Origin of the sequence: Streptomyces sp. NPDC059582 (assembly GCF_042735715.1) — a bacterium.
Taxonomy (GTDB): domain Bacteria; phylum Actinomycetota; class Actinomycetes; order Streptomycetales; family Streptomycetaceae; genus Streptomyces.
Map to the genome: position 1 here is coordinate 26,633 of NZ_JBHWCC010000015.1, position 25,892 is coordinate 52,524.

Annotated in this window: 24 protein-coding genes; 16 read left to right on the top strand and 8 right to left on the bottom strand. The window is 69.6% G+C overall.

Annotation, left to right across the window (positions count from 1 at the left end):
* Positions 1–13: 13 nt before the first annotated feature.
* The 5 genes from ACFV0T_RS15480 to mmsA form a co-directional block, all read right to left on the bottom strand.
* On the bottom strand, positions 14–934 hold the full coding sequence (locus ACFV0T_RS15480) for an RNA polymerase sigma-70 factor (RefSeq protein WP_385778634.1): 921 nt from the start codon (positions 932–934) through the stop codon (positions 14–16).
* 91 nt (positions 935–1,025) lie between these two features.
* On the bottom strand, positions 1,026–1,409 hold the full coding sequence (locus ACFV0T_RS15485) for a DoxX family protein (protein WP_385778636.1): 384 nt from the start codon (positions 1,407–1,409) through the stop codon (positions 1,026–1,028).
* 217 nt (positions 1,410–1,626) lie between these two features.
* Complete coding sequence (locus tag ACFV0T_RS15490) at positions 1,627–2,736, bottom strand: substrate-binding domain-containing protein (protein WP_385778638.1); 1,110 nt, start codon at positions 2,734–2,736, stop codon at positions 1,627–1,629.
* An 80-nt stretch (positions 2,737–2,816) separates the two neighbouring features.
* The gene (gene mmsB, locus ACFV0T_RS15495; protein WP_385778640.1) at positions 2,817–4,115 is read right to left on the bottom strand and encodes a multiple monosaccharide ABC transporter permease; all 1,299 of its coding nucleotides are present in this window, start codon (positions 4,113–4,115) and stop codon (positions 2,817–2,819) included.
* The gene (mmsA, locus tag ACFV0T_RS15500) at positions 4,112–5,659 is read right to left on the bottom strand and encodes a multiple monosaccharide ABC transporter ATP-binding protein (protein WP_385778642.1); all 1,548 of its coding nucleotides are present in this window, start codon (positions 5,657–5,659) and stop codon (positions 4,112–4,114) included. The genes mmsB and mmsA overlap by 4 nt, the downstream gene beginning before the upstream one ends.
* A 271-nt stretch (positions 5,660–5,930) precedes the next feature.
* Between mmsA and ACFV0T_RS15505 the strand changes: the two genes are divergently transcribed.
* Entirely contained in the window at positions 5,931–7,124 is a 1,194-nt protein-coding gene (locus tag ACFV0T_RS15505; protein WP_385778644.1) for an ROK family transcriptional regulator, read from the top strand.
* A gap of 200 nt (positions 7,125–7,324) precedes the next feature.
* Here the strand turns inward: ACFV0T_RS15505 and ACFV0T_RS15510 are convergent, their stop codons facing one another.
* On the bottom strand, positions 7,325–8,230 hold the full coding sequence (locus tag ACFV0T_RS15510; RefSeq protein WP_385778646.1) for a glycoside hydrolase family 16 protein: 906 nt from the start codon (positions 8,228–8,230) through the stop codon (positions 7,325–7,327).
* Positions 8,231–8,823: 593 nt separating this feature from the next.
* Between ACFV0T_RS15510 and ACFV0T_RS15515 the strand changes: the two genes are divergently transcribed.
* The 3 genes from ACFV0T_RS15515 to ACFV0T_RS15525 all read left to right on the top strand — a co-directional run bounded on the left by ACFV0T_RS15515 (position 8,824) and on the right by ACFV0T_RS15525 (position 10,844).
* Positions 8,824–9,822, top strand: coding sequence for a M23 family metallopeptidase (locus ACFV0T_RS15515; protein WP_385778648.1), 999 nt, complete (start codon positions 8,824–8,826; stop codon positions 9,820–9,822).
* 210 nt (positions 9,823–10,032) lie between these two features.
* A complete protein-coding gene (locus ACFV0T_RS15520) occupies positions 10,033–10,479 on the top strand; it encodes an SRPBCC domain-containing protein (protein ID WP_385778650.1) in 447 nt (148 codons plus the stop codon).
* The gene (locus tag ACFV0T_RS15525) at positions 10,476–10,844 is read left to right on the top strand and encodes an ArsR/SmtB family transcription factor (protein ID WP_385778651.1); all 369 of its coding nucleotides are present in this window, start codon (positions 10,476–10,478) and stop codon (positions 10,842–10,844) included. Before ACFV0T_RS15520 ends, ACFV0T_RS15525 begins: the two co-directional genes overlap by 4 nt.
* Positions 10,845–11,176: 332 nt before the next feature.
* Here ACFV0T_RS15525 and ACFV0T_RS15530 read toward each other — a convergent pair whose 3' ends face one another.
* Positions 11,177–12,217, bottom strand: a complete 1,041-nt coding sequence (locus tag ACFV0T_RS15530) for a P1 family peptidase (RefSeq protein ID WP_385778653.1) — start codon at positions 12,215–12,217, stop codon at positions 11,177–11,179.
* Between the two features lie 276 nt (positions 12,218–12,493).
* On the opposite strand from ACFV0T_RS15530, the gene ACFV0T_RS15535 reads away from it, so the two are divergent.
* Complete coding sequence (locus ACFV0T_RS15535) at positions 12,494–12,988, top strand: lamin tail domain-containing protein (protein ID WP_385778655.1); 495 nt, start codon at positions 12,494–12,496, stop codon at positions 12,986–12,988.
* 403 nt (positions 12,989–13,391) lie between these two features.
* Here the strand turns inward: ACFV0T_RS15535 and ACFV0T_RS15540 are convergent, their stop codons facing one another.
* Entirely contained in the window at positions 13,392–14,234 is an 843-nt protein-coding gene (locus tag ACFV0T_RS15540; RefSeq protein WP_385778657.1) for a hypothetical protein, read from the bottom strand.
* 299 nt (positions 14,235–14,533) lie between these two features.
* Here ACFV0T_RS15540 and ACFV0T_RS15545 point away from each other — a divergent pair, with 299 nt between their 5' ends.
* The 11 genes from ACFV0T_RS15545 to ACFV0T_RS15595 all read left to right on the top strand — a co-directional run bounded on the left by ACFV0T_RS15545 (position 14,534) and on the right by ACFV0T_RS15595 (position 25,835).
* Entirely contained in the window at positions 14,534–14,947 is a 414-nt protein-coding gene (locus ACFV0T_RS15545) for a hypothetical protein (RefSeq protein WP_385778659.1), read from the top strand.
* Positions 14,948–15,478: 531 nt separating this feature from the next.
* On the top strand, positions 15,479–15,643 hold the full coding sequence (locus tag ACFV0T_RS15550) for a hypothetical protein (RefSeq protein ID WP_385778661.1): 165 nt from the start codon (positions 15,479–15,481) through the stop codon (positions 15,641–15,643).
* Between the two features lie 155 nt (positions 15,644–15,798).
* Positions 15,799–16,785 (top strand): arginase family protein, encoded by a 987-nt coding sequence (locus tag ACFV0T_RS15555; RefSeq protein WP_385778663.1) that lies wholly within the window; start codon positions 15,799–15,801, stop codon positions 16,783–16,785.
* 51 nt (positions 16,786–16,836) lie between these two features.
* A complete protein-coding gene (locus tag ACFV0T_RS15560) occupies positions 16,837–18,066 on the top strand; it encodes a hypothetical protein (RefSeq protein ID WP_385778665.1) in 1,230 nt (409 codons plus the stop codon).
* Positions 18,063–19,433 (top strand): MATE family efflux transporter, encoded by a 1,371-nt coding sequence (locus tag ACFV0T_RS15565; RefSeq protein ID WP_385778667.1) that lies wholly within the window; start codon positions 18,063–18,065, stop codon positions 19,431–19,433. The genes ACFV0T_RS15560 and ACFV0T_RS15565 overlap by 4 nt, the downstream gene beginning before the upstream one ends.
* A complete protein-coding gene (locus ACFV0T_RS15570; RefSeq protein ID WP_385778669.1) occupies positions 19,405–20,598 on the top strand; it encodes a PQQ-binding-like beta-propeller repeat protein in 1,194 nt (397 codons plus the stop codon). The genes ACFV0T_RS15565 and ACFV0T_RS15570 overlap by 29 nt, the downstream gene beginning before the upstream one ends.
* The gene (locus ACFV0T_RS15575) at positions 20,589–22,361 is read left to right on the top strand and encodes a M3 family metallopeptidase (RefSeq protein ID WP_385778671.1); all 1,773 of its coding nucleotides are present in this window, start codon (positions 20,589–20,591) and stop codon (positions 22,359–22,361) included. The genes ACFV0T_RS15570 and ACFV0T_RS15575 overlap by 10 nt, the downstream gene beginning before the upstream one ends.
* A 14-nt stretch (positions 22,362–22,375) precedes the next feature.
* Positions 22,376–23,077 carry an O-methyltransferase gene (locus ACFV0T_RS15580; protein WP_385778673.1) on the top strand — a complete coding sequence of 234 codons (702 nt, stop codon included), beginning with the start codon at positions 22,376–22,378 and terminating at the stop codon, positions 23,075–23,077.
* Positions 23,077–23,832 carry an SDR family NAD(P)-dependent oxidoreductase gene (locus tag ACFV0T_RS15585; RefSeq protein WP_385778675.1) on the top strand — a complete coding sequence of 252 codons (756 nt, stop codon included), beginning with the start codon at positions 23,077–23,079 and terminating at the stop codon, positions 23,830–23,832. The genes ACFV0T_RS15580 and ACFV0T_RS15585 overlap by 1 nt, the downstream gene beginning before the upstream one ends.
* 23 nt (positions 23,833–23,855) lie before the next feature.
* Positions 23,856–24,989, top strand: coding sequence for a DegT/DnrJ/EryC1/StrS family aminotransferase (locus ACFV0T_RS15590; RefSeq protein WP_385778677.1), 1,134 nt, complete (start codon positions 23,856–23,858; stop codon positions 24,987–24,989).
* A 15-nt stretch (positions 24,990–25,004) separates the two neighbouring features.
* Positions 25,005–25,835 carry a JmjC domain-containing protein gene (locus tag ACFV0T_RS15595; RefSeq protein ID WP_385778679.1) on the top strand — a complete coding sequence of 277 codons (831 nt, stop codon included), beginning with the start codon at positions 25,005–25,007 and terminating at the stop codon, positions 25,833–25,835.
* The last annotated feature ends 57 nt before the right edge of the window (positions 25,836–25,892 follow it).

Here is a 25,892-nt window from a genome sequence, read left to right on the forward strand (position 1 = left end):
ACGGTCACCGCTGTCACCGACGGCGGCCCACCTCTCGTACCGCGCGGTGGATCGCCCAGGCGTCCGCCACCGGACCCAGGTGCCCGAGCTTGTCGGGGTTGATCACCGTCTGGATGGTCTGGATCTGCCCGTCGAGTACATCGAGCGCCAGGGTGTGAAGCACCTTGCCGTCCCGGTCGCGGAAGACCGCGCCCGGCCGGCCGTTGACCTCGTGCGGCTCGAACGTCACTCCGACGCGGGCCATTCGAGGGAAGGCGGAGGCCAGCAGCCTGGCCACGGTCTCGGCGCCGATGACGTCCCTGGCCAGTTGCGGGGCCTTGCCGCCGCCGTCGCCGACCATCGACACGTCGGCGGCGAGCAGTTCCCGCAGTCCGGCGACGTCGCCGTCGCGCAGGGCGTCGAAGAAGCGCGACGCCAGTTCCTCCCGCTCGCCGCGGGCGGCTTCGAAGCGGGGTCGGCCCTCGTCCATGTGGCGCCTGGCACGGACCGCCAGTTGACGGCACGCCGCCTCCGAACGCCCCACCGCCGACGCGATCTCGGGAAAGCCGAACCCGAACACCTCCCGCAGCACGAACACCGCCCGCTCCAGCGGACTCAGGCGCTCCAGCAGCAACAGGGCCGCCATCGACACCGAGTCGGCCAGCTCCGCCGACCTCTCCGGGTCCTCGTACGGGTCGGTGAGCAGTGGCTCGGGGAGCCACTGCCCGACGTACTCCTCCCGCCGGACCCGGGCCGAGCGCAGCACGTCGATCGAGATCCGGGTCACCGTGGCCGAGAGGAAAGCCCTGGCCGATCTGACGTGGGCCGGGGAGGTCTCGTAGCGCAGCCAGGTCTCCTGGACCGCGTCCTCGGCCTCGCTCACACCGCCCAGGATCCGGTAGGCGATCGAGAACAACAGCGAACGCAGCTCCTGGAACTCCTCGGTCCTGCTCATACCGACTCCTCCCCCGGCCGACGGTAGCGCGCACAGCCACATGGTCATCACCCTTCACGACAGCTGATCGGCGACTGTTGTCGCCGCCGGGTCAGCCGGTGAAGGGCTCGGGGCCGAAGCGGCCCCACGCGAGGAATGCCGCGAGCGCGAGATAGACCAGGTTCAGCACGACGAACATGAACTCGCCGCGTCGGCCGTGGGTGATCATCGCGCCGACCATCAGCAGGACCCAACAGGCCGCGGTCACCGGCACCAGGACCGGGGCCACGTCGACCACCGCGGGCAGCACCAGGCCTGCCGCGGCGAGGAGTTCGAGGACGCCGAGAGTCTTGACGAAGCCGACGCCCGCGTCGCCGGTCCATCCTCCGCCGTGCGCCGCGGCCAGCTTCTCCTTGGGCACGAAGGTCTTGCTGATCCCGCCGGTCAGGGCCACTGCGGCCAGCAGCCCGGCGGCGATCCACAGTACGAGGTTCATCGTCCGCTCCTTGATCGAGGTGCGCCTGCACCTCGAACGACGAGACAGCGCCCTCGTCTGTGACATCTCCGCACACCCGGGCAGGGGAAAGGCGGCCACGGCCGGCCCGCGGCCGACGTGGACGCCTGGGAAGCGGACGTCTGGAAAAGGGTCGAGCGCCGCCGTCCCGGGTCAGGCGAAGTGCCGGACCGGGACAGCGGCGCTCGGGAAACCACCACTACTTGGTGAGCGGCGACAGCTTCGGGTCGTTGGCGTAGGCCTCGGCCGCGTTCTCCTTGGTCACGATGACCGGCGGGAGCAGGTACGAGGGGACGACCTTGGAGCCGTTGTTGTACGACTTGGTGTCGTTGACCTGCGGCTTGTCGCCCTTCTGGATGGACTTGACCATGTTGATGGTCTCGGCGACGAGCTTGCGGGTGTCCTTGTTGATGGTCGAGTACTGCTCACCGGCCATGATGGACTTGACCGACTCGACCTCGGAGTCCTGACCGGTGACGACCGGGACCGGCTTGCCGGCGCCCTTCACCGAGGTCAGGATCGCGCGGGCGAGGGTGTCGTTCGGGGACAGGACACCGTCGAGCTTCTTGGCACCGTTGTACGTCGAGGTCAGCAGCCCGTCCATGCGGCTCTGGGCGTTCTCCGCCTTCCAACCCTGGATCGCGGTCTGCTTGATGTCCTTCTGCCCGGAACCGACAACGATGTCACCCTTGTCGATGAGCGGCTTGAGGACGTCCATCGCGCCGTCGAAGAACACCTTGGAGTTGTTGTCGTCCGGCGAGCCGGAGAACAGCTCGACCGTCCAGGGACCCTTCGGCTTCTTCGCCTTCATGCCGTCGAGCAGCGCCTGCCCCTGCAGCTGGCCGACCTTGAAGTTGTCGAACGCGATGTAGTAGTCGACGTCCGGCGTGTTGGTGATGAGCCGGTCGTAGGCGATGACGGTCACGCCCGCCTGCTTGGCCTGCGCCACCTGGGTCGACAGCTGCGACGCGTCGGTGGCGCCGATCACGATCACCTTCGCGCCCTTGGTGACCATGGAGGAGATCTGCGACTGCTGGTCCGCGACGGTCGTCGAGGCGCCGGCGTACTGCACGTCGGCCTTGAAACCGGCGCTCTTGAGGCCGTCGGTGAACAGGTCACCGGCCAGCACCCAGTTCTCCGAGGTCTTCGCGGGCAGCGCCACCCCGACGAGGGAGCCCTTGTCGAAGCCCTTGGCGTCACTGCTGCTCGACGGGTCGGAACCCTCGCGCTCGTTGGAGCACGCCGTGCCCAGGGTGAGCAGGGCGGCGGCGCCGACCGCGGCGATGCCTCTGACGATGTTGTTGCGCATGGTGAGTTGAGCCCTTCTTACGGTGGTGCGGGGTGAGTGGGACGCAGTGGAGTGCGGCGCCATCGGTGACGACCCTCCGTTCAGCCTGCGACCTGAGCCTTGTCGGGATCGGAGGCCTGCTTCGGTGCATCGGCCGGTGTGGACGCCTCGTCCCGATGGAACGGGCGCATCAGTGTTCCGATGATCGAGAAGCGCCCCTGCTTCTTGCTGTAGACGTCGAACGCGACGGCGAGGAGGAGGACCAGGCCCTTGATGATCTGGACCATGTCGGAACCGACGCCCTCGAGTTGCAGACCGTTGTTGAGCAGCGCCATGACGAGACCACCGACGATGGAGCCGCTGATGGTTCCGAGGCCGCCGGAGACCGCCGCGCCACCGATGAAGACGGCCGCGATGGCGTCGAGCTCCCAACTCAGTCCGTCCTGCGGGCCGGAGGCCGCGGAGCGCGCCACGAAGATCATCCCGGCCAGTGCGGCGAGGACGGACATGTTCATCATGACGAAGAAGTTGACCTGCTTGAGCTTCACACCGGAAAGCTCGGCGGCGCGGGCGTTGCCCCCGACGGCGTAGATGTGCCGGCCGCCGATGGTGTTGCGCGTGTAGTACGAATACGCGAGCACCAGGACGATCAGGATGATGCCGGAGATGGGCAGGCTGGTGCCGATACGGCCGCCGGCGAAGCGCAGCGTGGTGAAGATGATGACGGTCAGCATCACGGCCAGCCGTATCCCCGCCACCCACAACGGAGCTGCGTCGGCGTTCATCTCACGCCGGGTCTCCCGTGCCTTCCACTCCCGCCACACCACACCCAGGCAGGCGGCCAGGCCGAGCAGCAGGGTCAGGTTGTTGTAACCGGTCTCCGGTCCCACCTCCGGCAGGAATCCGGCGCCGATGTCACGGAATCCGGTGGGCACCGGCACCGTGTCGGCGTTGCCGATGTACTGGTTGCCGCCGCGGAACAGCAGCATGCCTGCCAGGGTGACGATGAACGCGGGCACCCCGACGTAGGCGACCCAGAAGCCCTGCCAGGCGCCGATCGCCGCGCCGACGAGCAGGCCGAGCACGATGCCCAGGATCCACGGGAGGTCGTACTCCTGCATCGCCTTGGCGACCACGATGCCGGTGAACGCCGCGACCGATCCCACCGAGAGGTCGATGTGGCCGGCGACGATCACCATCAGCATGCCGATGGACAGGATCAGGATGTAGGAGTACTGGCTGACCACGGCGATGAGGTTGCCGGAGGTCAGGGTCAGACCGCCGGTCCAGATCTGGAACAGCATGACGATCGCCACGAGTGTGGCGATCATCCCGAACTGGCGGGCGTTGGAGGTCGTACCTCCGAAGAGGTTCTTCTGCAGCTCTGATATGCGGCTCATGGGGTCGCTGTCTTCGTGAGAGAGGTCATCTTCTTCATAAGGAGTTCCGGGTTGGCGTCGTCGCGCGTCACCTCACCGGTGATGGCGCCTTCGAACACCGTGTAGATGCGGTCGCACAGTCCGATGAGCTCGGGCAGCTCCGAGGAGATGACGATGACGCCCTTGCCCTGGCCGACCAGTCGCTGGATGATCCCGTAGATCTCGTACTTGGCGCCCACGTCGATGCCGCGTGTCGGCTCGTCGAGGATCAGCAGGTCGGGATCGGTGAACATCCACTTCGCGAGGACGACCTTCTGCTGGTTGCCGCCGGAGAGCTTCACGACGCCTTCGTCGACTCCGGGGGTCTTGATCCGGAGGCTCTGGCGGTACTCCTCGGCCACCTTGTGCTCGCGCACCGGATCGATGACCCGGCGTCGGGCGATCTTCGACAGCTTGGCGGCCACCATCGAGGTCTTGATGTCGTCCAGCAGGTTGAGGCCGATCGACTTGCGGTCCTCGCTGACGTAGGCCAGACCGTGCCCGATGGCGTCCGCCACCGACTTCAGCTGGATCTCCTTGCCGTCCTTGAAGACCTGGCCGGAGAGGTAGTGACCGTAGGAGCGCCCGAACAGGCTCATCGCGAGTTCGGTGCGTCCGGCGCCCATGAGTCCGGCGAAGCCGACGATCTCGCCGCGCCGCACGGTGAAGTGGGAGCCCTTGCACACCAGGCGTTCATCCGAACTCGGGTGCTTCACCGTCCAGTCGCGGACCTCGAAGAACACCTCGCCGATGTCGGGCGTGTGGTCGGGGAAGCGGCTGTTGAGCTCGCGGCCGACCATGCCGCGCACGATGCGGTCCTCGTTGACTCCGTCGGCCTTGACGTCGAGGCTCTCGATCGTCCGGCCGTCCCGCAGGATCGTGATGGTGTCGGCGACGGCCTCGATCTCGTTGAGTTTGTGCGAGATCATGATCGAGGTGATCCCGCGATCCCGGAAGCCGCGCAGCAGGTCCAGCAGGTGCTGCGAGTCGGCCTCGTTCAGGGCCGCGGTCGGCTCGTCGAGGATGAGCAGCTTGACGTCCTTGGCGAACGCCTTGGCGATCTCGACGAGTTGTTGCTTGCCGACACCGATGTCCTTGATCAACGTGTCCGGGTCCTCCCGGAGCCCGACGCGTTCCATCAGCTCCAGCGCCTGGCGCTGCGCGGCCTTCCAGTCGATCGCGCCGCGCCTGCGCGGCTCGTTGCCGAGAAAGATGTTCTCGGTGATCGACATGCCTGGGACCAGCGCCAGTTCCTGGTGGATGATGACGATGCCGGCCTGCTCACTGGCCCGGATGTCGTGGAAGCGGACCTCGTCACCCCGGTAGACGATGTCGCCCGTGTAACTGCCGTGCGGGTGCACGCCGCTGAGAACCTTCATGAGGGTGGACTTGCCGGCGCCGTTCTCGCCGCAGATGGCGTGGATCTCGCCCTCCTTGACCACCAGGTTGACGTCCGCGAGCGCCCTCACGCCCGGAAAGGTCTTGGTGATCGAGCGCATCTCCAGCAGTACCTGGGGGTGGCTCATGAGCCGGGCCCCATGCCGCGGAAGCCGTGACGACCACACGGCTCCGAGCGTTCCGGGGTGCGACTTTTCATGGACATCAACTTGCCTCCGATGGCACTGCCTTGCGCCTGCATGTCCGGGCTGTTACGCCTGCGGGACCGGACTTTAAATCCATTTGTTTTACTAAGTCAACGCCTGGCGAAGGTATCGTCGTCGAGCTGGAACAGAGAGGACCTCGCACGTGCGGCAAGCAGGAACAAACCTTCCCAAGGTCGGGCGATACAACCGAGCGGTGGTCCTCGACCAGATCCAGCTCGCCGACGGCATCAGCCGGGTCGAGATCGCCCAGCGGACCGGGCTCACCCCGCAGACGGTCTCCGGCATCGTGCGCCGGCTGCTGGACGAGGGGATCGTGCGGGAGGACGGGGCCAGCCGGGGCTCCGGCGGCGGCAAACCCCGCACCACCCTGCGGATCAACGCCGACGCGGGCAGCGCCGTGGGGCTCGTGTTCGATCCGGTCGAACTCACCTGCGCCGTTGTCGATCTGCTGGGCCGGCCGCTGGTCGTCAAGCGCCGCCCCACGCCGCCCGGCACCGACCCGTCACACGTCGTGTCGGCCATGGCCGAGCTGGTCGCCGATGTGCTGGACGAGGCGAAGGTGCCACGCGACAAGGTGCTGGGTCTGGGACTCGCCACACCGGGACCGATCGACCAGAAGCTCGGCATGATCGTCGCCCCGCCCCAACTCGCCCACTGGCGGCGGGTGCCCCTGCAAAGCATGCTGAGCGAGGTCACCCGTCTGCCGGTGACGCTGGACAACGACGCCACCGCCGCGGCCATCGGCGAGCGCTGGTCCGGCCTGGGCAAAGGGGTCGCGAACTTCGCCTATCTGTTCTTCGGCACCGGCGTCGGCGGCGGCCTGATCCTCCATCATCAGGTCTACCGAGGAGGTTCGTTCAACGCGGGCGACTTCGGTCACTCCTCCGTACTGCCCGACGGGCCGGAGTGCTACTGCGGCGACCGGGGCTGTCTGGAGAGGCTGGTCAACCCGACCGCGATCGTCGCGGAGGTGCACCGCCGCCTCGCCGCCCGGCCCGGCGTCGACAGTGCGCTGTCGCAATCGTTCGCCGAGGATCCGGCCCTCGTCGACCATGCCGCGATCCAGCTCGCGGCGGGAGCCGGTGACCCGGTCGCGACGGCGGTCATCGACGAGGCCGCGGGACATGTCGCCTCGGTCGCGGTCACCATCGCCAACTTCATCGACGTGGACCTCATCATCCTGGGCGGTCACGGCATCCAGCACGTGGAGTCGCGTTACGTGGACGCCGTCACCTCGGCCCTGGCCTCCAGACCGCTGGCCCGGCACATCCGGGTGGTACAGGTCGCGGCCTCCCCGCTCGGCGTGGACGCAGCGGTCGTGGGCAGCGCGGCACTGGTGCTGCATGCGACGTACTCCCCCCAGTTGTCGGCCCTGCTCTCGGACTGACTGGGCAGTGGCGCGGACCACGACGGCCGCGCCCGGCGGAACCCACCCGTGCACTTCGATCGCTCCCCCTTGACCGCTTGAGCGCTACCGCTCCGCTTCGGCCGCTTTCCTGAGCCGGCTCATGTACGACGGCTTACGTACGACGGCTTCCCACGATCGCTCCGCGTTGATCGCGCTCGCCCACGCCCGCTTCCCTACGTTCACTTCCACCCGTACGCGTACGCCGCGACCCACGTGATGTCGAGCTGGGCACTGCTGCCCGGCGCCGCCCCAAGCCCCTCCAGGGCACTCTCGTTCTGCAACACCCAGGACAGAGGCCGGTCCGGTACACCGCGAGTGTCGTGTCCTGTCTGCCGCCCGTCGACGAAGAACCGCACATGGCCCGGCGTCCACTCGGTGGACACGGTGTGCCACTCGGTCCAGTCGTCGCTTCCCGGGAAGTACCCCTGTTCACCGCCGCCGCACGGATGGTGGAACGCGGTGAGGGAGCCGGTCCACTCGCCTTCGGGATGGTCCATCTCGCACCCCCCGCCGTAGTGCAGCCAGGCGGACTTGTAGCCCGGAGCCAGTTTCGTCACCTTGATACGTGCGCTGTACTTGCCGTACTTCATCTGCATCACCGCGCGTGGGACCAACGCGGCGGCGTGCACGGGCCCTCCGTCGGCCGGCCGCCACATCCGTACGGTCATCCTCCCGTCGCCGTCCGCCGCAGGGCCGACGCTCACCGTGTCCTCCGGGTGGTAGACACCCACCACGTCCCGGCCTCTGCTGTTCGCCGTGTCGAGCCAACCGGTCGGGTAGGCCCACCAGTTGTCACGGAACTTCCCGCTCAGACCCGCGCAGTAGGCGGCGGAGGTGTCGACGTGGTGATCGCAGTCGCTGAACGCGCCGAGCGGCACCCGGTCGCCGTTGAAGTCCTCCGCGAGGACCTGCCAGAAGGGTCCGCAGTCGCCTCGGGGCAGACTCGCGCCCGTGGTGCGGCAGGCATCGGCCGAATCGGGCGCCCCGTCGGCCCGGGGAAGTCCCAGGAACGCGGCGACGAGCACGAGCCCCGCGGACGTCACCAGGGCTCGCCTTCGGTGGTGCGGCGCTGCGTGTGAACCCATCCCAAGGCTCCCTCGAGGCTCAGCTGCCGACGGCGTCCGTGCGCCCCGCGCGGTCGCACGGGCGGACGGTTCTCCGCGAAGGAGCATCCTCGCCCGCGGGCCCGCGCGGCGCCATCCCCGGAGCGGACCGGGAAACGGACGGCCATGCTCCACCGCCGCCGCCCTCGACGGTCCCCGAACCGGCAATCCGGCCTTGCCTGTCGCGTGGTCGGACGTGCGTCCCCCCGGACTTCGCAGCGGCCCCTTGGGGCAGCCCACTCTGCCTCGGAGGCCGGTGACGCCCGGTCACGGGTTCGCTAGCGTCCCAGCGTGAGCCCGAACATCCCGCCGACACCGCGCCCGGCCGTGGAGCCTCCGCATCACCGTCACCGGCCCGGCACGTGAGCGACCCGGCGGACACCGCAACTCCCCGGCACACCACCGACGAACCGGCTCGGCACGGACCACCACCGGCTACAACTCCGGGACTTGAGCCTGCGCATGGGTCTACGTCTGCGCACGTGCCGGCGCCTGCGCCCACGCCCACGCCCACGCCCACGCCGAGCGGAGGTCGTCCACCGCGCCGCCGTGGGCCCGGCCCCTTCACCCTGATCATGGTGCCCGGTCTCCTGGCGCTCACCGGAGTCTCCGGGTTCCTGGTCCTGACCGGCGGCCTCTCCCCCGCGCTGCCGCCGGGGCCGGATCCGGCACCGACCTCCAGCAGCAACGTGGACGCCTCGTACGTCCCTTGGCTGCGCAAGGCGACCGATGCCTGCGCGGTCGTCACCCCCGCGCTCCTCGCCGCACAGATAGACCAGCTCTCCGGGTGGGTGGACGACAGCGCCAGCCTGTCCGAGCAGGGAATCGCGCGTTTCACGGTCGCCCGATGGCGGACCTGGGGCCGGGACGACGACGCCAACGGCCACTCCTCGCCGCACGATCCGGCGGACGCCATCATGGCCCTCGGCCGGCAGGACTGCTCGCTCGCCAAGAAGGTGACCGACCTCAGGACCAGGGGGACCGTCAGCGGCAACCTCGCGGACCTCACCCTCGCCGCGTACGCGGTCGGGACGGACACGGTGGCACGGACGGGCCGGGTGCCGGGCGCCGCCCGCGAGTTCCTCGACCAGGTCAAGGCGCGGCTTCCGCAGTACGAGGCCCTCGTCCGCCGGAATCCCGACCAGGCGGGCGGCCAGAACGCCGCCGCGATCCTGACCCCTCCCGTCGGCACGCTCACGGTCACCTCGCCCTTCGGGTCGCGCGAACACCCGCTCACCGGCGTCACCAAGCTTCATACGGGGGTCGATTTCGGCGCACCTCAGGGGGTACGGGTGTCCGCCGCGCGTGCCGGTCGGGTCGAGTTCGCGGGCCCGACCACGGCCTACGGCAACCGTGTGGTGATCGACCACGGCACGATCGGCGGCAAGCGGCTGGAGACCACCTACAGCCACCTGTCCGCCCTCCAGGTCACCGCGGGCCAGACCGTGGCCGCCGGCTCCCCGGTCGGGCTCGTCGGCTCCACCGGTCTGTCCACCGGCCCCCATCTGCACTTCGAGGTCCTCCTCGACGCCCAGTACACGGACCCGATGCCATGGCTCAGCACCACCCGGTGACCCGTACGGATCGCACCCGGCAACGCGATGCCCACGACGTCACGTCACCGCATCACCACGTCACCGCATCACCGCCTCGCGACGCCGCCCCGCGACGCTGCCTCGCGGCGTCGCCTCGGTCGACATCGCGCAACCCTCGGGTTGCACGTTGCGCCACCACGTGCAACCCTGGAGTTGCACGCACCGATGGTGACGACGAAGGAGTCCCTCATGAGCGAGGACCGGATCGAACGCGAAACCCTGATCGCGGCGTCCATGGAGCGGGTCTGGTCGCTGGTGGCCCAGCCCGGGTTCTGGGTGGCCGAGAAGGCGAGCCTGCCCGGCACCGTGGCCGTGGAAGGAGAGTCGATGGTGGCGAAGAACGCGGAGCACGGCGACTTCCCGGTCCGCGTGGAGAAGGTCGTGCCGCCGACCTATCTGGCGTACCGCTGGACCAGCGCGTTCCCCGGCGAGGAACTGCGCGAGGACAACAGCACCCTCGTGGAGTTCACGCTGACCGCGGAAGGCGACCGGACGCGGCTGCGCGTCGTCGAGAGCGGTTTCGCGGCGCTGGCAGGGTCCGAGGAACTGCGCACCCAGAACTTCAAGGACCACACCCAAGGCTGGCCGATGGAGCTCGACGCCCTCAAGAAGCGCGCCGAGCAGCCCGCCACGTGACGGAAGACCGTCCCGGCGCCGCCGAGACCGTCGACAGCGTCCTCGCCGCGCTGGCCGACCCGACCCGACGCCGACTGCTCGATCTGCTCGCCGCCCGGGGTGAGGCCACCGCCACGACACTCGCCGAACAGCTTCCCGTCTCGCGCCAGGCCGTGGTCAAGCACCTCACCGTGCTGGACGCCGCGGGCCTGGTCCGCAGCGGCCGGGTCGGGCGCGAGGTGCGTTACGCGGTACGCCCCGCGGCGCTGGACACGACGGCACGGTGGATGGCCTCGCTCGCGGCCGACTGGGACCGCCGCCTGGCGACCATCAAACGCGTCGCCGAGGCGGCGGAACGGGATGCGACTCCGCCGGTCCCCGACTGACAGGATGCGACTCCGCCAGTCCCCGACTGACAGGATGCGACTCCGCCCGACCTCGGCCGCCGGGCAGGTTTCCCTCGCCTCGACGTGGCAGCGCAGGACCGACGACAGGCCGTTCGACGCGGCGGCCGCCTCGGTCCTGGCACCTCCGTCCCTCCTGTCCGGCGACGTACTCCGCGCGGGACCAACCGGTCCCGCTGCGGGGCCTGATCGACGGCCTCGCCGCGAATTACGTGCCCGGCGAGGCCGTCGATCAGGCTCAACAGCTCCTCGACCGGCGCGTCACCGTTCCTGCACACGCCCGACCGTCGACGCCGCGGCCCGGCGCCGCCCCCTCACCCCAGCAGGGCGAGCAGAGGTTCCGCGGGCAGGGGGTAGCGCGTGTCCCCGCCCGGGCCCGTGGTCGTGGTGGCGGTCAGCAGCGAGTTGAGGACCGCCTCCTCCACGGCGTCGAGGACGGCGACGAAGAGGGGATCGAGGAGGTCGTCGCAGACCACTGCGGGCCCGGCGGGCGTTCCCAGGGGACGGGTCCCGAAAGCAAGACCGTAGTCGCCGCTGCCATGACCGTACGCGGCACCCACCCTCGCAAGCCCGAAGACGGCCCGGCGAGCCAGCCGGGTCAGCTGCCGTGCGTCCAGGGGCGCGTCGGTCGCGACCACGACCATGCAGGAGCCGGCCTGCGGGCCGGGGTCCGCGGTCGGCACACCGACGTCGGCGGGAGTGACCGTACGCCCCAGGACCCGCAACGTGCCACCGAAGTTGGCCTGCACGAGCACCCCGAGGGTCACCTCCCGGGCGGCCAGTCGCACGCGCCGCGACGAGGTGCCGATGCCGGCCTTGAACCCGAGGGCGGTCATCCCCGTCCCCGCCCCCACACACCCCTCGGCGACCGGCCCGTCCGACGCGCTCTCCAACGCGGCACGGACATGCTCCTCTCGCACCGGCCGAGAGCGGATGTCGGACAGGAGCCCGTCGTTGCACTCACCCACGACCGGGTTCACGCTGCGCGCACCCGCGCCCTCCGGTCGCTCCAGGATCCAGCCGACCAGAGCGTCCGCCACCCTGAACGCGGACAGCGTCGAAGTGAGCAGCACGGGGGTCTCCAGTGCGCCGAGCTCGGCGATCTGCGTAGTGCCCAGCAACTTGCCGTACCCGTTGCCCGCGAACACCCCCGCGGGCAGTGCGCTGCCGGGGCCCACCCCCTCCGGCACGATCGCCGTGACACCACTGTGCACCCGCGGAGGGCGTACCAGCGTGGTGTGCCCGACCCGGACACCCGGCACGTCCGTCAGGGCGTTGTAGCGCCCCGTCGCCACATCACCGACGACGATGCCGAGTTCCCGCGCTCTACGCGGAGCGGAGGGCGGCGAGGACATGGACGGGGGCGCGGACGCGGACGCGGACGGACGAGAAGACGGGGACGGGGACGGGGACGGGGTCGAACCACCGCCGGGCACGTGCATGACCTGCACGCTACCGGCACCACCAGCCCCACCCCGTCCGGCGACTGCCTCGGACAGCTCGGCCCGGAGACGACCAAGACCGCCCCGACGCCACACGCTTCACCATTTCACCACTTTGTGATTACACGATGATCACTCATTGGGTATGCTCTCGACGCTCCATTCGCACCACTGAGGGGGGATTTCCTCATGCGTATACGTCACGCCCTGACCGCTACCGCCGCCGCCGGCGCCATCGCGGTCACCGTCGCCGCTCCGGCCCAGGCCGCCGAGTACTCCTCGGCGCTGAAGTTGAAGGGCGTCCAGTACGACGCACCCGGCTCGGACTCGAACAGGTGCTCCGGTGGCAACACCAAGAACGAGTACCTGACGATCAAGAACTACTCGCGCACCACGACCGTCAACCTCAAGGGTTACGTCGTCAAGGACGCCGTCGGCAACAAGTTCACCTTCACCGCCAGCCACAAGCTCGAGCCGGGCGACTACGTGAAGCTGCGCGGCGGCCGCGGGACCGACTCCGACGCGGGCAACGTCGTCTACCGCCAGAACTGCAACTTCATCTGGAACAACGACAAGGACACCATCAACCTGATCAAGCCGACCGGCGCCAAGGCCGACGTGCACTCCTACACCAAGCGTGCCAACGACCGCGACGGCAACGGCTACATCAACTACCACGGCTGACCGACGCCACCACCGGCAGAGGCCGCCCGTTTCCGTGCCCGCGGAAAGCACGAACCCCGCCCCGGATCTCCGGGACGGGGTCTGCTCGAGCGCCGGGCAGGCCTTGCACCTGCATCTCCCCGCAGGAAGCGGGGCGTCTTTCCTTGGACCACCGACGCACAGCACGTCGACCGCGTTTCCGCGGCGCGCTCAAGATCCAGTATAGCGTGCCGCCGGAGGCGCGAATCCGCTACCGGAACCGGCGGCGAGGAACTCCGGCCGGACCAGGCCCTGGTATCCCGCGAACGCCGGCGGCCGGAACCACCCAGGAGCCGTTGATCGATCATCGTGGCCGGCGTCGGCCGCCGGCGAACCACGGCTCGCCTTCCGGCCGGACGTGGTACGCGGCACGGTTGCGCGCGGGTCATCCGGACCCGGTGGCCGTGGTCTGCCGAGCGTGGCCTTCCTCGATGCGGGCGACGACGCGCTGCCGGGCCAGCTTGCGTGCCGCGCCCAGTTTGGCGTCGGCGGCGAGCAGGGGGATCCACAGCAGGAAGCCCCAGAGGCTGAAGGTGACCACGCCGGTCTCGACCAGCAGGCGGTTCACCGCGAAGGCGCCGAGGAACGCGGCCAGATAGGCGGTGCCGCGGTGGGCCAGGAGGAGGCGCAGGGGTGCGTTGGCCGGGCCCTGGAGCAGTTCGAGCGCCGCCGCCAGTTCCGCCGCCTTCAGATCCTCTCCGCCGGCGTCCGGCGCGGTGGCGACGGCGGAATCCGGGCGAAACGCCTCGGTGACCCGCTCGCTCAGCTCGGCCGTCTCGGCCTGTCGCATCTCGTTGCGGGTGGCGGCGGAGGCGACCTCGTCCCAGTAACCTCGGCCGGCCCAGGCCAGGGCGGTATCGACCCGCTCGCGGTGCGGCGATCCGACGGGGGCCAGCTCGTCGATGCGCGCCCGCAGCATGACGGCGCGTTTGGCCCGGCCCGGATACTCGAAGGCGTCGGCACGCAGGCACAGTTCGAGGTAGCTCACGTGCAGCCCCAGGTCGTCCGGAGCGTGCGCGAGGCCCTCGCGGTACGCGCGTTCCGCCTCGGCGTCGTGGTCGTCCTCGTCCTCGGCGGCGTGGGCCTGACCGAGCCACTGATAGAGCACCGGGGACGGTCCGGCCTCGTCGAGGCCCGCCTGCGCCGTACGTCGCACGGACGCGAAGCCGCCCACGGCGAAAAGCTCCGCACACTTCTGTGCGTACTGCTGTACCACTTCCACCCTCATCCCTGCTTGTCCAGACCAGCACCTTCGGCTATCCCGAAATCCCCGTCAAGAGCCGAAGATCACGATTCGCGCTCAGTAAGGATCGCCACACCTGGGCCGATCCGGCCTCACGAATCAGGGACGCCGATCAGCGTCCCGCGGCGCGGACTCCCGCCCGCGAACCAGTGGCCGCCGGCTCGTCCGCCCAGGTCGGCAGGGAGATTCGGCTCAGGCCGAAGTGGCTTGGGTCGATGTGGCTCGCGCGCCAATGATGGCCCGGCCGGGCGCGAGGCCCGGCGCCGCCCACATCAGGGGGAACGATGAAGCGACCCAGCACGAAGGCAGCGGCTGTAGTCATGACGACGATCGCGGCCGGCGCCTTGATCGCGGCCGGTCCGGCCAGGGCCGACGGCACCTTCCACGGCTGCCCGTCCGGCGCCGTGTGCGTCTACAACGGCGCCAGTGTGGACTCCGGTATCGAGCCCGGCGGTATCTACTGGAGCTACGGCCCGCACAACCTCTCCAACCAGTTCGGCGTCCACGCGGTCATCAACAACCAGACCGGCGGGGCGTGGATGCGGCTGTGCGCCGGCTACAACGGCGGTGGCAGCCTGATCATCGCCGAGTCGCCGAACACCAGTTACCCGAGCTCATGGGCGCAGGACCTGACCCCGGTCAACTCCATCGTCCTGACCCCGGGAATCATCAGCCCGTACTGCCCGGACGGTCTCTAAGGGCTGTCCCGTAACCCCCGGCGGGCGCACGACGACAGCTACGGCACCTCGCCGCGTTGTCGGATCGCCCGAATACGCCCAGTATGAGGACGGCCCTCCGCCTCGCGATGCACCGCATCTGACGCCGCGCGCTGATCCACCGGGGATTACGGGACAGCCCTTAGCCTCAACAGGCGCCGCTGCCGGTGCCATCGGCCCGCGCAAGGCGATCCGCCCCTCGGCGTCCGCCGCCCTGAGGACTCGATTGCAGACTGAACATTTCCACCCTCGTGCAAACGAGTGCGCGCTGCACGGAAGTACCTCATTCTGAATGAGGTACACGGCAGCGGCTGCCGGAAAGGACGAATGGACGCCGCCGGGGGCACAGGGACCTGAACCGAAAGGTCCTGCCAGCGCTGCCTGTTCGCAGAGAAGCAGAAATTCGCGACCGGCGAGAGATCCATGCCGGGCATCGCGGATTTCTGCGGGCGTTCTCAACGGTCCATCACGTACGGGGGCGATGCACGCCGCCGTCCGACAGAGGAGGTCACGATGGAAAGCTACTCCCTGGAGAAGAAGCCGGCGTTCTTCCGCACCACGTCGGTCGCCATGTTCTTCGAGTCCGAGGCCCTGGAGACCGAGGTCGTGCTGGGCTCGCTCGCGGAGGACGTCGACGTCGACGCGGAACTCGACGCGCTGCTCGGCGTCGAGGCCTGAGAAAGCCGCTGACCGACGCGCCGGGCGCGTCCCGGCGTGTTCAGGGCTTCCTCAACGTCAATCGGTCGGGGATGGCGGTGTTCCCGCCATCCCCGCACCTCGGTGCATCACGGCCTCACGGCCTCACGGGGAGCTGAGAATTGCCGAAGCGAACCATGACGACTTCCTTCTGTGGACTTCCCTTCGCCGACCCGGACCGCGTTCCGGCCGGCACGGTGGCCGCCGTCGTCGGCGTGGGCCATTCACTGGGGAGTCCGCACAAAGGCGCGGAGCACGGGCCGTTCTTTCTGCGGACCGTTTCGAAGGAGTACACCTGGGCGGCCGAATCCGCTCGGATATACGACCTCCGGCACGGGGTCGGGCTGTTCGACCGGGTCGTCGACGTGGGCGACCTCGACCTCGCTCCCGACCTCACCCCCGGCCCGGCGGAGCCGACGCTGACGGAGGTACTGGACGCGGTCCGAGCACTCGTCGCCGCGCTTCCGCCACGGGTGGCTCCCTGTGTCATCGGCGGCGATCACACCGTGACGCTGCCGATCGTCACGGCCCTGGCCGAACGCCGTGAAGCCCCTTTCACCGTCGTCCAGTTCGACCACCACCTGGACCTCCAGATCTGGGACGGAGCCCCGGCGAGACCACGGGAGCGCGAGCCGATCTTCCACACCAACGTGATGTCCCATGTCTCCGACGTGATCGGTCCGGGCCGGCTGCTCCAGGTCGGTGTGTCTCCCTTCGCCACCGTGGAGGAGGACAGCGCGCACGCCCTGCCTCAGTTCCTGCGCTCCATCGGCCGGCAGGTGTGCGTATCGGCCCCCGAGATCGACGACGCCCCGGCCTTCCGGGAGATCGTCGGGCAGGGCGAGGACATCTACGTCAGCGTGGACGTGGACGTGCTGGACGCGGCCGACATGTCGTCCACGGGATACCCCGCGACGGTCGGGCTGAGCACGCGCAGGCTGCTGCGGCTCATCGACCTCGCGCTGACGGACAACCGGCTCATCGGGTTCGACGTCGTCGAGTTCGCGGCCGGCCGGGAGGACCGCTCCCCCAGGACGCTCGCCGACGCGCAGCGTGCCGCGCTCGTCTTCGTCCACCTGCTCGGCTGGGTGAGCCGGCAGGGAAACGCCCCGGCCCGCACCTGACCCGCCTGACACCGCACACACCGACCTCTGCCGGATCCACTCGGGGGGACCATGCTCGACACCACGACGCGTACCAGGAACGCCTTCCAGGAGACCATGGTCGGTCTCACGTTCTCGCTGCACCAGGAGTGCGACCTCTTCTCCCGTGCGTGTGTGGAGCAGTTCCACGCCGGCGACTTCGCCCACTACGGCTACCGGTTCGCGCAGGTCTTCGAGGCGAACGTACTGCGCGAAGTGGCCCTGCTCGACGACCTTCCCTACGAGGACCTGGCCGAACTCCGCCACCGCCCCTCCGAGGCGACCGCGCGGCTCGGTGAACTGGCCGACAACGTCGCGGACCTGTCGGTGGTGGAGTCGGTCAACGTGGCCGCCGCTCTCATCAGCATCTCCCGCTTCGGACCGGCCGCCCGCATCCTGCACCGGGTCGAGGAACGGGCCGAGCAGTCCCGTGACGTGTTCGAGGTGGCGATGCTGCGCTTCGTGGTGGCCAACCGCTGTGAGGACGGTCCGGCCACGGCCCACGCGTTCCGCCGTATGCGCCGTGCCATCGAGTCCGGCCCGCTGCCCGCCGACCGGGTGCTGGACGCCTGCGCACAAGCCGTCGTCTGGTACATGAAGCGCCGGGACCTGCCGACGGCGGACTTCCGCTGGTACGCGACGACCGGCCGTCAGGTCGCCCGGCAGCCGCGGGGCGTCGGCGCCGGTTCCCTGTCGGCCTGGTACCGGGCGCTCGCCATGGTGCCGGCGGCCCGCGGCAAGGCCGAACTGACCCGTCGCTACATGGAGTTCACCCGCGATACCGCCGCCCACTCGCTGATGCGCCGGCCTCAGGCCTACGAGGCCCACTTCCTGAAGACCTATCACGAGTCCTCGTTGAAGGAGCACATGTACGTCACCCGCGACGCGGACCAGGCCGAGGAGTCGGGCCTCGCCCTCATCGCGCTCGACCCGGCGTGGTCCCCGAGCTACGGCGAACTCGCCGAGGCCCACGTCCTGTTCGGCCGGCTGGAAGCGGCGGCCGCTCTGTACGAGAAGGCCGTCGAGATCGGTCCGCCGTACTACGGGCACCATCTGCTGCGCGCGGCCGACGTCCGGGAACGGCTGGGCGACGACGAACGAGCCCTGGAGCACTACCAGCACCTGACGGCTCTCGTGCCCGGCGACCGGACCGTACTGCGACGCGGTCTGGACGTCGCCCGCCGCAGTAGTCACCCGGCGCGGGCCGCTCACTTCCGACGGCTGCTCGACCAGTCCCGTACCGCGACAGGCGAGGCGACGTGAAGCACACCGAACTGACCACCAGGAACTACACGGGCTTCGCGACGACCGTCTTCCTCACCGGGCTCGTCTCGGTCGGCTTCGGCGCGATCGACATCCTCATGATCTCCCCCAAGGGCCTCGACCAGGTGGCGGCGGTCGGCCTGGGTGATGTCATCAACGCGGGTCTCACCGCGCTGTTGGCCATCGGCATCGTGGACACGTTCAGCAGCCGCCTGGCCATCGCGGAGGGAAGAGCGGACCTCGCGCAGCGCCTGCCGGTACTGGCGGCGGCACTCCTCACCCTTCTCCTCGCGGCCCAGGCGTCGGCCACGGTCCTGTCGTTCGGTGTCGGACCGGGCCTGCGGCTGGCGGGCCAGGACAGTCATCTGGTGCCTCTGGTCGGCGACTTCGTGACCGTGCGCACCTCCAGCATGGCCTTCACGATCCTGTACGCGGCCCTCAACGAGACACTCAAGATCTGCGGACTGAAGAACAGGTCCCTGCTGCTGCTGGTCGTGGGCTTCGCCACGAACGCCGCCCTGGACTGGGTGTTCCTCTACACGCGTGCGGCCGGGTACTTCTCCTCGCCGGTGGCCGCGGTCGCGACGGCGACCACCGGGTCCCAGATCCTGATCGCCTGCTGGGGCCTGCGGATCTTCCTGCGCCGGATGCGTGACCGCGGCGAGACGTTCAGCCGTCCGGACCGGGCCGCGGTCGGTGCCGAGGCGCGCTCGATGGCCCGCACGGCGCCGGGCGTGGGCGTGCGGCACTTCAACGACTACGCGGGCACCATCACCCTCACCATGCTCCTGGGCACACTGGGTGTTCAGGTGCTGGCTGCGGTCACCGTGGCGACCAAGATCTGGAGCCTGTTCTGCCGCGTCCCGCAGGCCTGTGTGTCCGGCACCTTCGTCTTCTACGGCTATCAACTCGGCAAGGGCGAGGCCGATCTGCCGCGCACCGCGCGCACCCTGCTGCGTTACGCGGCGATCCCGACGGCCGTGGGCGCGGTGGTCGTGTTCCTGACGTCCCCCTGGCTGGTGGGGCTGTTCGCGGGCGGCGACCAGGACGAGGGGCTGACCCGGTCGCTGCTGCTCGCCTTTCTGCTCACGGTGCCGGCCTATCTGATCGAGAACCATTTCGGAGAGATCCTCTCGGTGCACCAGCGCGGTGGTTTGCTCGCCACCGCCTCCGCCGTCACGACCTACGTCCTCGCGATTCCACTGGCCGCCGTCGGCGTCTTCGTCCTGCACTCGCCGTTCCTGGTGATCGCCGCGGGAGTCGTCCCCTCGGTCGTGCTCGCCGCGATCTTCCGGAGGTCGGTCCGCAGGGACCACTGGACGCGGAGCGAGGTGGGCCATGACACGGGTGTCGGCGTTCCGGCATGACCCGGCGAAGTCCGTCCTGCCCACGGGAGACCACGGAACGTTCCGCTGGAGCAGGGAACCCGTGGTGTGCGGGCACCGCCGCCTCACCTTCCACAACCGCACGCTCGACCGCACCCTCCCCGTCCCCGTCAGCGCCTCGCCCGCGGTGGTCCCCGGCATCGGCGTGCTGCTGGCCGGCGACGACGGCCATGTGCGTTTCCACGGTCGGGGCCTGGACAAGGTGTACTGGGAACGCCGTCTCGACAGCGGTGTGTACGCCTCCCTCGTCGTGGACCCGGTACGGCACCGGGTGATCGTCGCGGCGACCAGTGGTCTGATCACGTGTTTCGACCTGCGGGGCAAGCTGGTGTGGGCCACCTCCACGGGCCTTCCCGTCTACGCGACCCCGGCCGTCCTTCCCGGGGCCGACCTGCTCGTGGTGGCGGCCTTCCACGCCCGCTGCCTCGCTTTCCGGATGTCCACGGGTGAGCCCGTCTTCGACCTCGCCCTGCCCGAACCGTGGCACGCGGCGTACGGCGGCACCGCGTCGTACCGGGACCCCTATCCCAGCCCGGCCGCGACCGACGACGGCGGCGTCATCGTGTGCTGCGGCGACCATGTGATCGCCGTGGCGGGCGACGGGACCGAGAGGTGGCGGTTCTCGGCGGGCCACGACATCAAGGCCTCCCCCGTCTTCGTCGGCGCCACGGCGGAGGTCGCGGTGTGCACCGTCGACGGGAACTGCCTGTTCCTGGACAGCCGTTGCGGACGACTGCGGCAGACGCTGTTCCTCGGGGCGAAGATCACCGCGAGCCCCGCGCTCTCGGCGGACGTGCTGGCGGTGGGCCCGCAGAACGGCACGGTGACCGGGATCGACGTGCGCACGCACGAACCCGTCTGGCGGACGGACCAGGGTGCCCCCCGGTCGTACACCTCCTTCAGCGTCCTGCCGAACGGGGACTTCATCGCGACGGCGGAGCGGGGCAACGTGATCGCCCTGCGCCACCACGACGGCCGCTTCCGATGGGAGAGCAGCCAGGTCCTGGGCCTGCCCGACCACGAGCCGACGATGGACACCACGCCCGTCGCCGCGCCCGACGGCGCCATGTACTGCGCCTCCTACTCGGGAGACGTCTACGAGTTCCGATTCCAGCCCGCGAGCACGGAGGTGACGTCGTGCGGGTAGCCGACCCCAGCACTCTTCCCGGACGCAGCGCGACCGCGATCGAGGAGTCCCTCGAAGGGATGATGACCCGCCTGGACGCCATTCTGGCCGCGGACCGCCTGACGGATCAGACCCTCGTCGAGATCATGGCCATCTACAACAACGTGGCCTACGTCTTCCTGTACCTGGAGGCGATCGACGACGAGGAGACCTTCGCCCGACTCCTGCCCTGGCGCCGGGACTTCTACCACGACGGCGAGCTGACCGCCCGTATCGTAAGGCGGTTGCGGGACCTGCGCTGTGGGGACGCCGAACTGGACGACGTCCGCGCGGAGTACCTCGCGCACCTGACCGCCCAGGAGCGGTGCGACCCGGCGACCGACGCGCGGATCGACGCCCTCCTCGACGAGGCGAAGGCGGTTCTCGCCCGAGTCCAGGAAGCCCGGCGGGGGGTCCTGGAACGCGTGGGAACCCGCGTCGGCGAGGCGGACCCGGCGGCCGTCTACTACACCGTGATGGGCACCATGGCGAGCGCCTCCACGCGCGGCAGACTCGCACGGGTGTGGGCCGCGACCCGCGACGCCCACGAGTCCACGCTGCTGGCCGCGCTCGACGGCATGGTGGCGGTACGGCGCCGGCGCAGTGCCCGGGCCGGTCACCCGAGCGTCGCGGCACAGACGCTCGCCCGGTGCCGGGTCACCGAGACGGACATCGCCGCGTTCGTCATCCGTAACCTCGAAGCGGCGCTGGAAGCGCACGCGGAGGTGGAATCGGAGATCACGTCCGTCACCGGCCGCACCGACCGGCCGATGAACGACTTCGGGTTCGCGATGCACAGCGTCTTCGGCGCGGACCGGGCCCCGACGTTCCTCCTGGAGGAGTGTCTTGACTACCTCTTCGCCGTGACCCGTGCCGTCTTCGGTCTCACGCTGACCCGGCAGCGTGGCGCGCATCCTCAGGTGATCAGGGTCGTGGTCCGGGACGCCGACCAGGAGATCGGGCACATCCTGTTCGACCTGTGGGACCTCAGCCACAAGGCACGCGGCCCCAACCACACCCTGGGCCTGCGCAACCGGACCGACTGGAGCGGCCTGGTCCAGCGACCGGTCGCCTATGTCTCGTGCCGGTTCCGTCCCGACCCCGAGGGCACGGGACGCATCACGTTCCAGAACGTGCACGGCATGTTCCACGAGTTCGGCCATGCCCTCAACCACCTTCTGACGCGCACCGGTGTGCCCTTCCGCTCCGGGCTGGAGTGCCTGCCGCCGGAACGGCTGGAATGCCTCAGCATGTGGTTCGAGAAGTGGGCGTACCACCCGGAGTTCGCCCGCCGTCTGTCGCTCGGTCCCGACGGCGCGCGCGAGTGGCGGCGGTGCGTGCGGATCAAGATGATCGAACAGCGGGCCGGTCACCTGGAGCAGGCCATCACCGCCGCGCTCGACCTGGAGGTCCACCGTCGCGACGAGGGCGGCCTCCAGAACGTCTTCGACGGTCTGGACGAGCGCTACGGCCTCTCCCGGCACTACGACCTGGCTGACTTCACGCCCTACTTCACCTGGCCGATGTACGTGGCCAACCCCGGGGCGAACTTCAGCTACCTGTGGGGTGCGGCCGACAGCGCCGAGAAGTTCGCCGCCTTCCACCCGCTGAGCCTCGAAGACATCGCCGAGCGGACCGAGTTGAGGCGGATGTTCGCGCCGTGCTTCGACGTGGACGCGCCGGCCGGTATCCCCGACAGCTCGGCGGTCTTCCGCTTCTACGGCTCGTCGACCCTGACCGGATGAGGGGCGCCCGACACATGATCACGCTGTCCAATGGTTTCACCCGGGCGATGCTCGGCCCCCGGGACGCGGTCCTCGACGAGGTCCTGCGCCGGTCACTGGGGGCCGCCGGGCTGCCCACCCTCCACGTGGACGACAACGCGGGGCGGCTGCTCCAGCTGCTGACGTGTCTGCACCGCCCGCTCCGCGTCATCGAGATCGGCACCCTGTTCGGATACTCCACCATCCACATCGCCCGGGCGCTCCCGCCCGGCGGCACCGTCACGACGCTCGAGATCGATCCCGCGGCGGCGAAGGTCGCGGCCGAGAACTTCGCGTTGGCCGGTGTGGCCGACCGGGTGGACATCGTCGTCGGTGACGCCGTCGACCACCTCGCCACCGTGCCGCCGGAGAGCATCGGCATGCTCTTCATCGACGCGGACAAGAAGTCCTACACCCGCTATCTCAAGTACGGCTTCCCGCTGCTGGAGCCCGGCGGCCTGCTCGTCGCCGACGACGTGCTCGCGCGGGGCGACTACTCCGCCGAGTCCTCGGACGCCGGGGCCGGCGCGAAGGCGGACGCAGACACCGACGCCGACACCGACGCCGACGCCGACGCCGGCAGCCGTGAGGTCGCCGCCCTCACCGCGTACACCCGTGCCGTGGGCCGCAGTCCACGGCTGCTGTCCGCGTTCGCCGGGACCGAGAACGGCCTGCTGATCAGCCGGAAGGAGCGGTGATGGCCGATCGGCACGCCCTGGTCACCGGTGCCTGCAAGGGGCTCGGCCAGTACCTCGCCGCCCGGCTGGCGGACGAGCACTGGTCGGTGGTCGGCGTCGGCCGCTGCCCCGCGGACCAGGTACCTCCCGTGCCGGGAGTCACCTATCTCCAGGCCGACCTCGCCCTCCCCCGCACTCCAGCCGATCTGTCCGCCCGGCTCGATTCGGCGCCGCACCTCGTCGTGCACTGTGCCGCGGCCTATCCCGCCGCCCGGCCGTCCGGGCCCGCGCTGCCCGACATGGAGGAGGTGTTCCGCGTCAACGCGCTCAACCCTTACCTGCTCACCCTGGACCTGCTGGCGCGGAAGCCGCCGGACCGGTTCTGCTCCTACGTCGTCGTCAACTCCGAGTCCATCTACAGCGCGGACCGCCATTCGGCGATCTACGCCGCCAGCAAGGCGGCGCTGCGCGTCCTCACCGCCGGTCTGGCCGCGGGATGCCGCTCCGCCGAGGCCAGCGTGTCCACGCTGCTCCTGGGACCGCTCGCCGACCGTGCCAAACTCGCGGAGATCGAGACCGTCGCCGAGCGGAGGAGTCTGCCTCCGGCCGAGGTCGTACGGCTCTTTCTGCGGAGATCGAATCCGAACCTGGTGATCGACGAATTCATCGACTACGAATCGTGCTTCCGCAGCGTCCGCTACCTCGCCGAGCTGGGCCCGACCGCCAACGGCATGCTGTGCAAGCTCGACGGCGGCTCCTCGGGATCGTTGGTCTGATGCGGCGCACAGGAGAGAGCGGCATGAGTGAACCGTCCCGGCAGATCGTCCTCGGCAATGACGTCCAACAGCAGTACGCGGAGCTGAAGGACGAGCTGGACACGGCCATCTCCCAGGTGATCGCGGGAGGCCGACTCGTCCTCGGCCCCGCGGTCAGACATTTCGAGGACCAGTTCGCCGCCTACTGCGGCACCCGGTACGCCCTCGGCGTCGGCACCTGCACGGACGCGCTGTTCATGTCGCTCAAGGCGCTGGGGATCGGCCGCGGCGACGAAGTGATCACGTCACCCGTCACCTTCGTCGCGACGGCCGCCGCGATCGCGCGTACGGGGGCGACCCCGGTGTTCGCCGACATCGACCCCGACACCTTCAACCTCGACTCGGCCGCCGTGGCCGCGGCCTGCACGGACCGGACGAGAGCGATCGTGCCGGTCCACCTCTTCGGACTGACCGCGGACATGGACCCGCTGCTCCAGGACGCCCGCCGGGCGGGCGTGGCCGTCGTGGAGGACGCGGCTCAGGCCGTCGGCGCGGAGTACTGGGGCAAGGCGGCGGGCTCCTTCGGCGACGCGGCGGTCTTCTCCTTCTTCCCGACCAAGAACCTCGGCTGTTACGGGGACGGCGGTGCCGTCGTCACCAGTGATCCGGCCCTGTACACCCGAGTGGGCCGGCTTCGCGAACACGGTTTCGAGCCCGACGGGTACACCGCGGTCGAGGAAGGCGGCATCAACTCGCGGCTCGACTGCGTACAGGCCGCCGTCCTCTCGGTGAAGATGCGGACGCTGCCACAGGACATCACCCGGCGGATCGCCGTCGCCGCCCGCTACGACGAGCTCCTCAAGGACAGTGTCATCCGGCCGCCGGTCGTCCCGTTCGGCCGTACGCACGCGTTTCACCAGTACACGGTGACCGTCCCGGGCGGGAAGGAGAGCCGGGACGAGACGCTCGCGTATCTGCGGCACAAGGGGGTGGACGCCCGGGTCTTCTACGGGCTGCTGGTTCCGCACCATCCGGCGATGGCCGCGCTCGGCTGCGTGTCCGGGCCGCTGCCCGCGTCCGAGCAGTACACGGACAGCGCCCTGTCGCTGCCCTGCCATCCACGACTGACGGCTCAGCAGCAGGAATACGTCTGCGCGCTGTTGACGCAACGGTACTGAGAGGGGCCTCGCGCCATGACCGAGAGCACGGATTGCGAGCGGAGCGCGTTCGACTTCGACGAGTTCTTCGCGGCCTTCTGGAGGAAGAGGCCGCTGTTCGTCCCCGGCGGTGCCGCGGACTTCCTCGGGCGTTCCTGGTCGCCCGAGGACTTCGCCGCCGCCCGCGACCGAAGCCTGGCCGAGCGGGCCGGCTCGGTGACCGAACGCCCCGGCGAGGTGACGTTCATCGAGGAGGTCTCCGCCTTCGACACCGACCTCGCCGGTCGGGCGGCGGACTTCGCCCGCGTCTTCGGGGCGCCCCGGGCCTGGTTCGACACGGTCCGCACATACGGCGCCGACGGTATCGGCGCCCACTTCGACCACAGCGACAACTTCGTCCTGCAACAGACCGGCGTCAAGGAGTGGTCACTCGCGGCACCGCACCACATCCGCCCGGAAACCCGGGCTCGGCGCATGATGAACGTGCCCGGTGTCGGCGGCCACGGCCTCCCGGACACCGATGTGCTGCGCTTCCGGGTCAGCCCGGGAGACCTGCTCTACATCCCGATCTTCTGGCTGCACTCCGGTGTGTCCGAGGCGGAGTCCCTCAGTCTCTCCCTGGTCTGTCCCGCGGTGTCACTCCAGTCGGCGGTGCTGCCGTTCCTGACGCAGACCGCGAAGAGCCGTGCCCTCGGACACCAGCCGGTGCCCGCCTTCCATGCCCACATGTCCGCCGACGCGCGGGCCGAGGCGGAGGAGACGCTGCGCAGGGCGACCCTGGCCCTGCTGGAACGCCTGACGAGCGGGGACGTCGTGGCAGGGACCCTGCGCCTCCAGTCCGAACACCTGCTCAATCAGCTCACCTAGGACCTGTCCGGCCGACCGATCACCGACGCCCGATCGCCCCGCGACCGATCACCGCCG

Coding starts and splice junctions, on each gene's coding strand:
- ACFV0T_RS15555 (WP_385778663.1), top strand. CDS start 15,799: ATGACGACTTCCTTCTGTGGACTTCCCTTCGCCGACCCGGACCGCGTT.
- ACFV0T_RS15560 (WP_385778665.1), top strand. CDS start 16,837: ATGCTCGACACCACGACGCGTACCAGGAACGCCTTCCAGGAGACCATG.
- ACFV0T_RS15540 (WP_385778657.1), bottom strand. CDS start 14,234: ATGAGGGTGGAAGTGGTACAGCAGTACGCACAGAAGTGTGCGGAGCTT.
- ACFV0T_RS15515 (WP_385778648.1), top strand. CDS start 8,824: ATGGTGCCCGGTCTCCTGGCGCTCACCGGAGTCTCCGGGTTCCTGGTC.
- ACFV0T_RS15595 (WP_385778679.1), top strand. CDS start 25,005: ATGACCGAGAGCACGGATTGCGAGCGGAGCGCGTTCGACTTCGACGAG.
- ACFV0T_RS15480 (WP_385778634.1), bottom strand. CDS start 934: ATGAGCAGGACCGAGGAGTTCCAGGAGCTGCGTTCGCTGTTGTTCTCG.
- ACFV0T_RS15550 (WP_385778661.1), top strand. CDS start 15,479: ATGGAAAGCTACTCCCTGGAGAAGAAGCCGGCGTTCTTCCGCACCACG.
- mmsB (WP_385778640.1), bottom strand. CDS start 4,115: ATGAGCCGCATATCAGAGCTGCAGAAGAACCTCTTCGGAGGTACGACC.
- ACFV0T_RS15530 (WP_385778653.1), bottom strand. CDS start 12,217: ATGTCCTCGCCGCCCTCCGCTCCGCGTAGAGCGCGGGAACTCGGCATC.
- ACFV0T_RS15570 (WP_385778669.1), top strand. CDS start 19,405: ATGACACGGGTGTCGGCGTTCCGGCATGACCCGGCGAAGTCCGTCCTG.
- ACFV0T_RS15490 (WP_385778638.1), bottom strand. CDS start 2,736: ATGCGCAACAACATCGTCAGAGGCATCGCCGCGGTCGGCGCCGCCGCC.
- ACFV0T_RS15585 (WP_385778675.1), top strand. CDS start 23,077: ATGGCCGATCGGCACGCCCTGGTCACCGGTGCCTGCAAGGGGCTCGGC.
- ACFV0T_RS15580 (WP_385778673.1), top strand. CDS start 22,376: ATGATCACGCTGTCCAATGGTTTCACCCGGGCGATGCTCGGCCCCCGG.
- mmsA (WP_385778642.1), bottom strand. CDS start 5,659: ATGAGCCACCCCCAGGTACTGCTGGAGATGCGCTCGATCACCAAGACC.
- ACFV0T_RS15520 (WP_385778650.1), top strand. CDS start 10,033: ATGAGCGAGGACCGGATCGAACGCGAAACCCTGATCGCGGCGTCCATG.
- ACFV0T_RS15535 (WP_385778655.1), top strand. CDS start 12,494: ATGCGTATACGTCACGCCCTGACCGCTACCGCCGCCGCCGGCGCCATC.
- ACFV0T_RS15590 (WP_385778677.1), top strand. CDS start 23,856: ATGAGTGAACCGTCCCGGCAGATCGTCCTCGGCAATGACGTCCAACAG.
- ACFV0T_RS15510 (WP_385778646.1), bottom strand. CDS start 8,230: ATGGGTTCACACGCAGCGCCGCACCACCGAAGGCGAGCCCTGGTGACG.
- ACFV0T_RS15545 (WP_385778659.1), top strand. CDS start 14,534: ATGAAGCGACCCAGCACGAAGGCAGCGGCTGTAGTCATGACGACGATC.
- ACFV0T_RS15485 (WP_385778636.1), bottom strand. CDS start 1,409: ATGAACCTCGTACTGTGGATCGCCGCCGGGCTGCTGGCCGCAGTGGCC.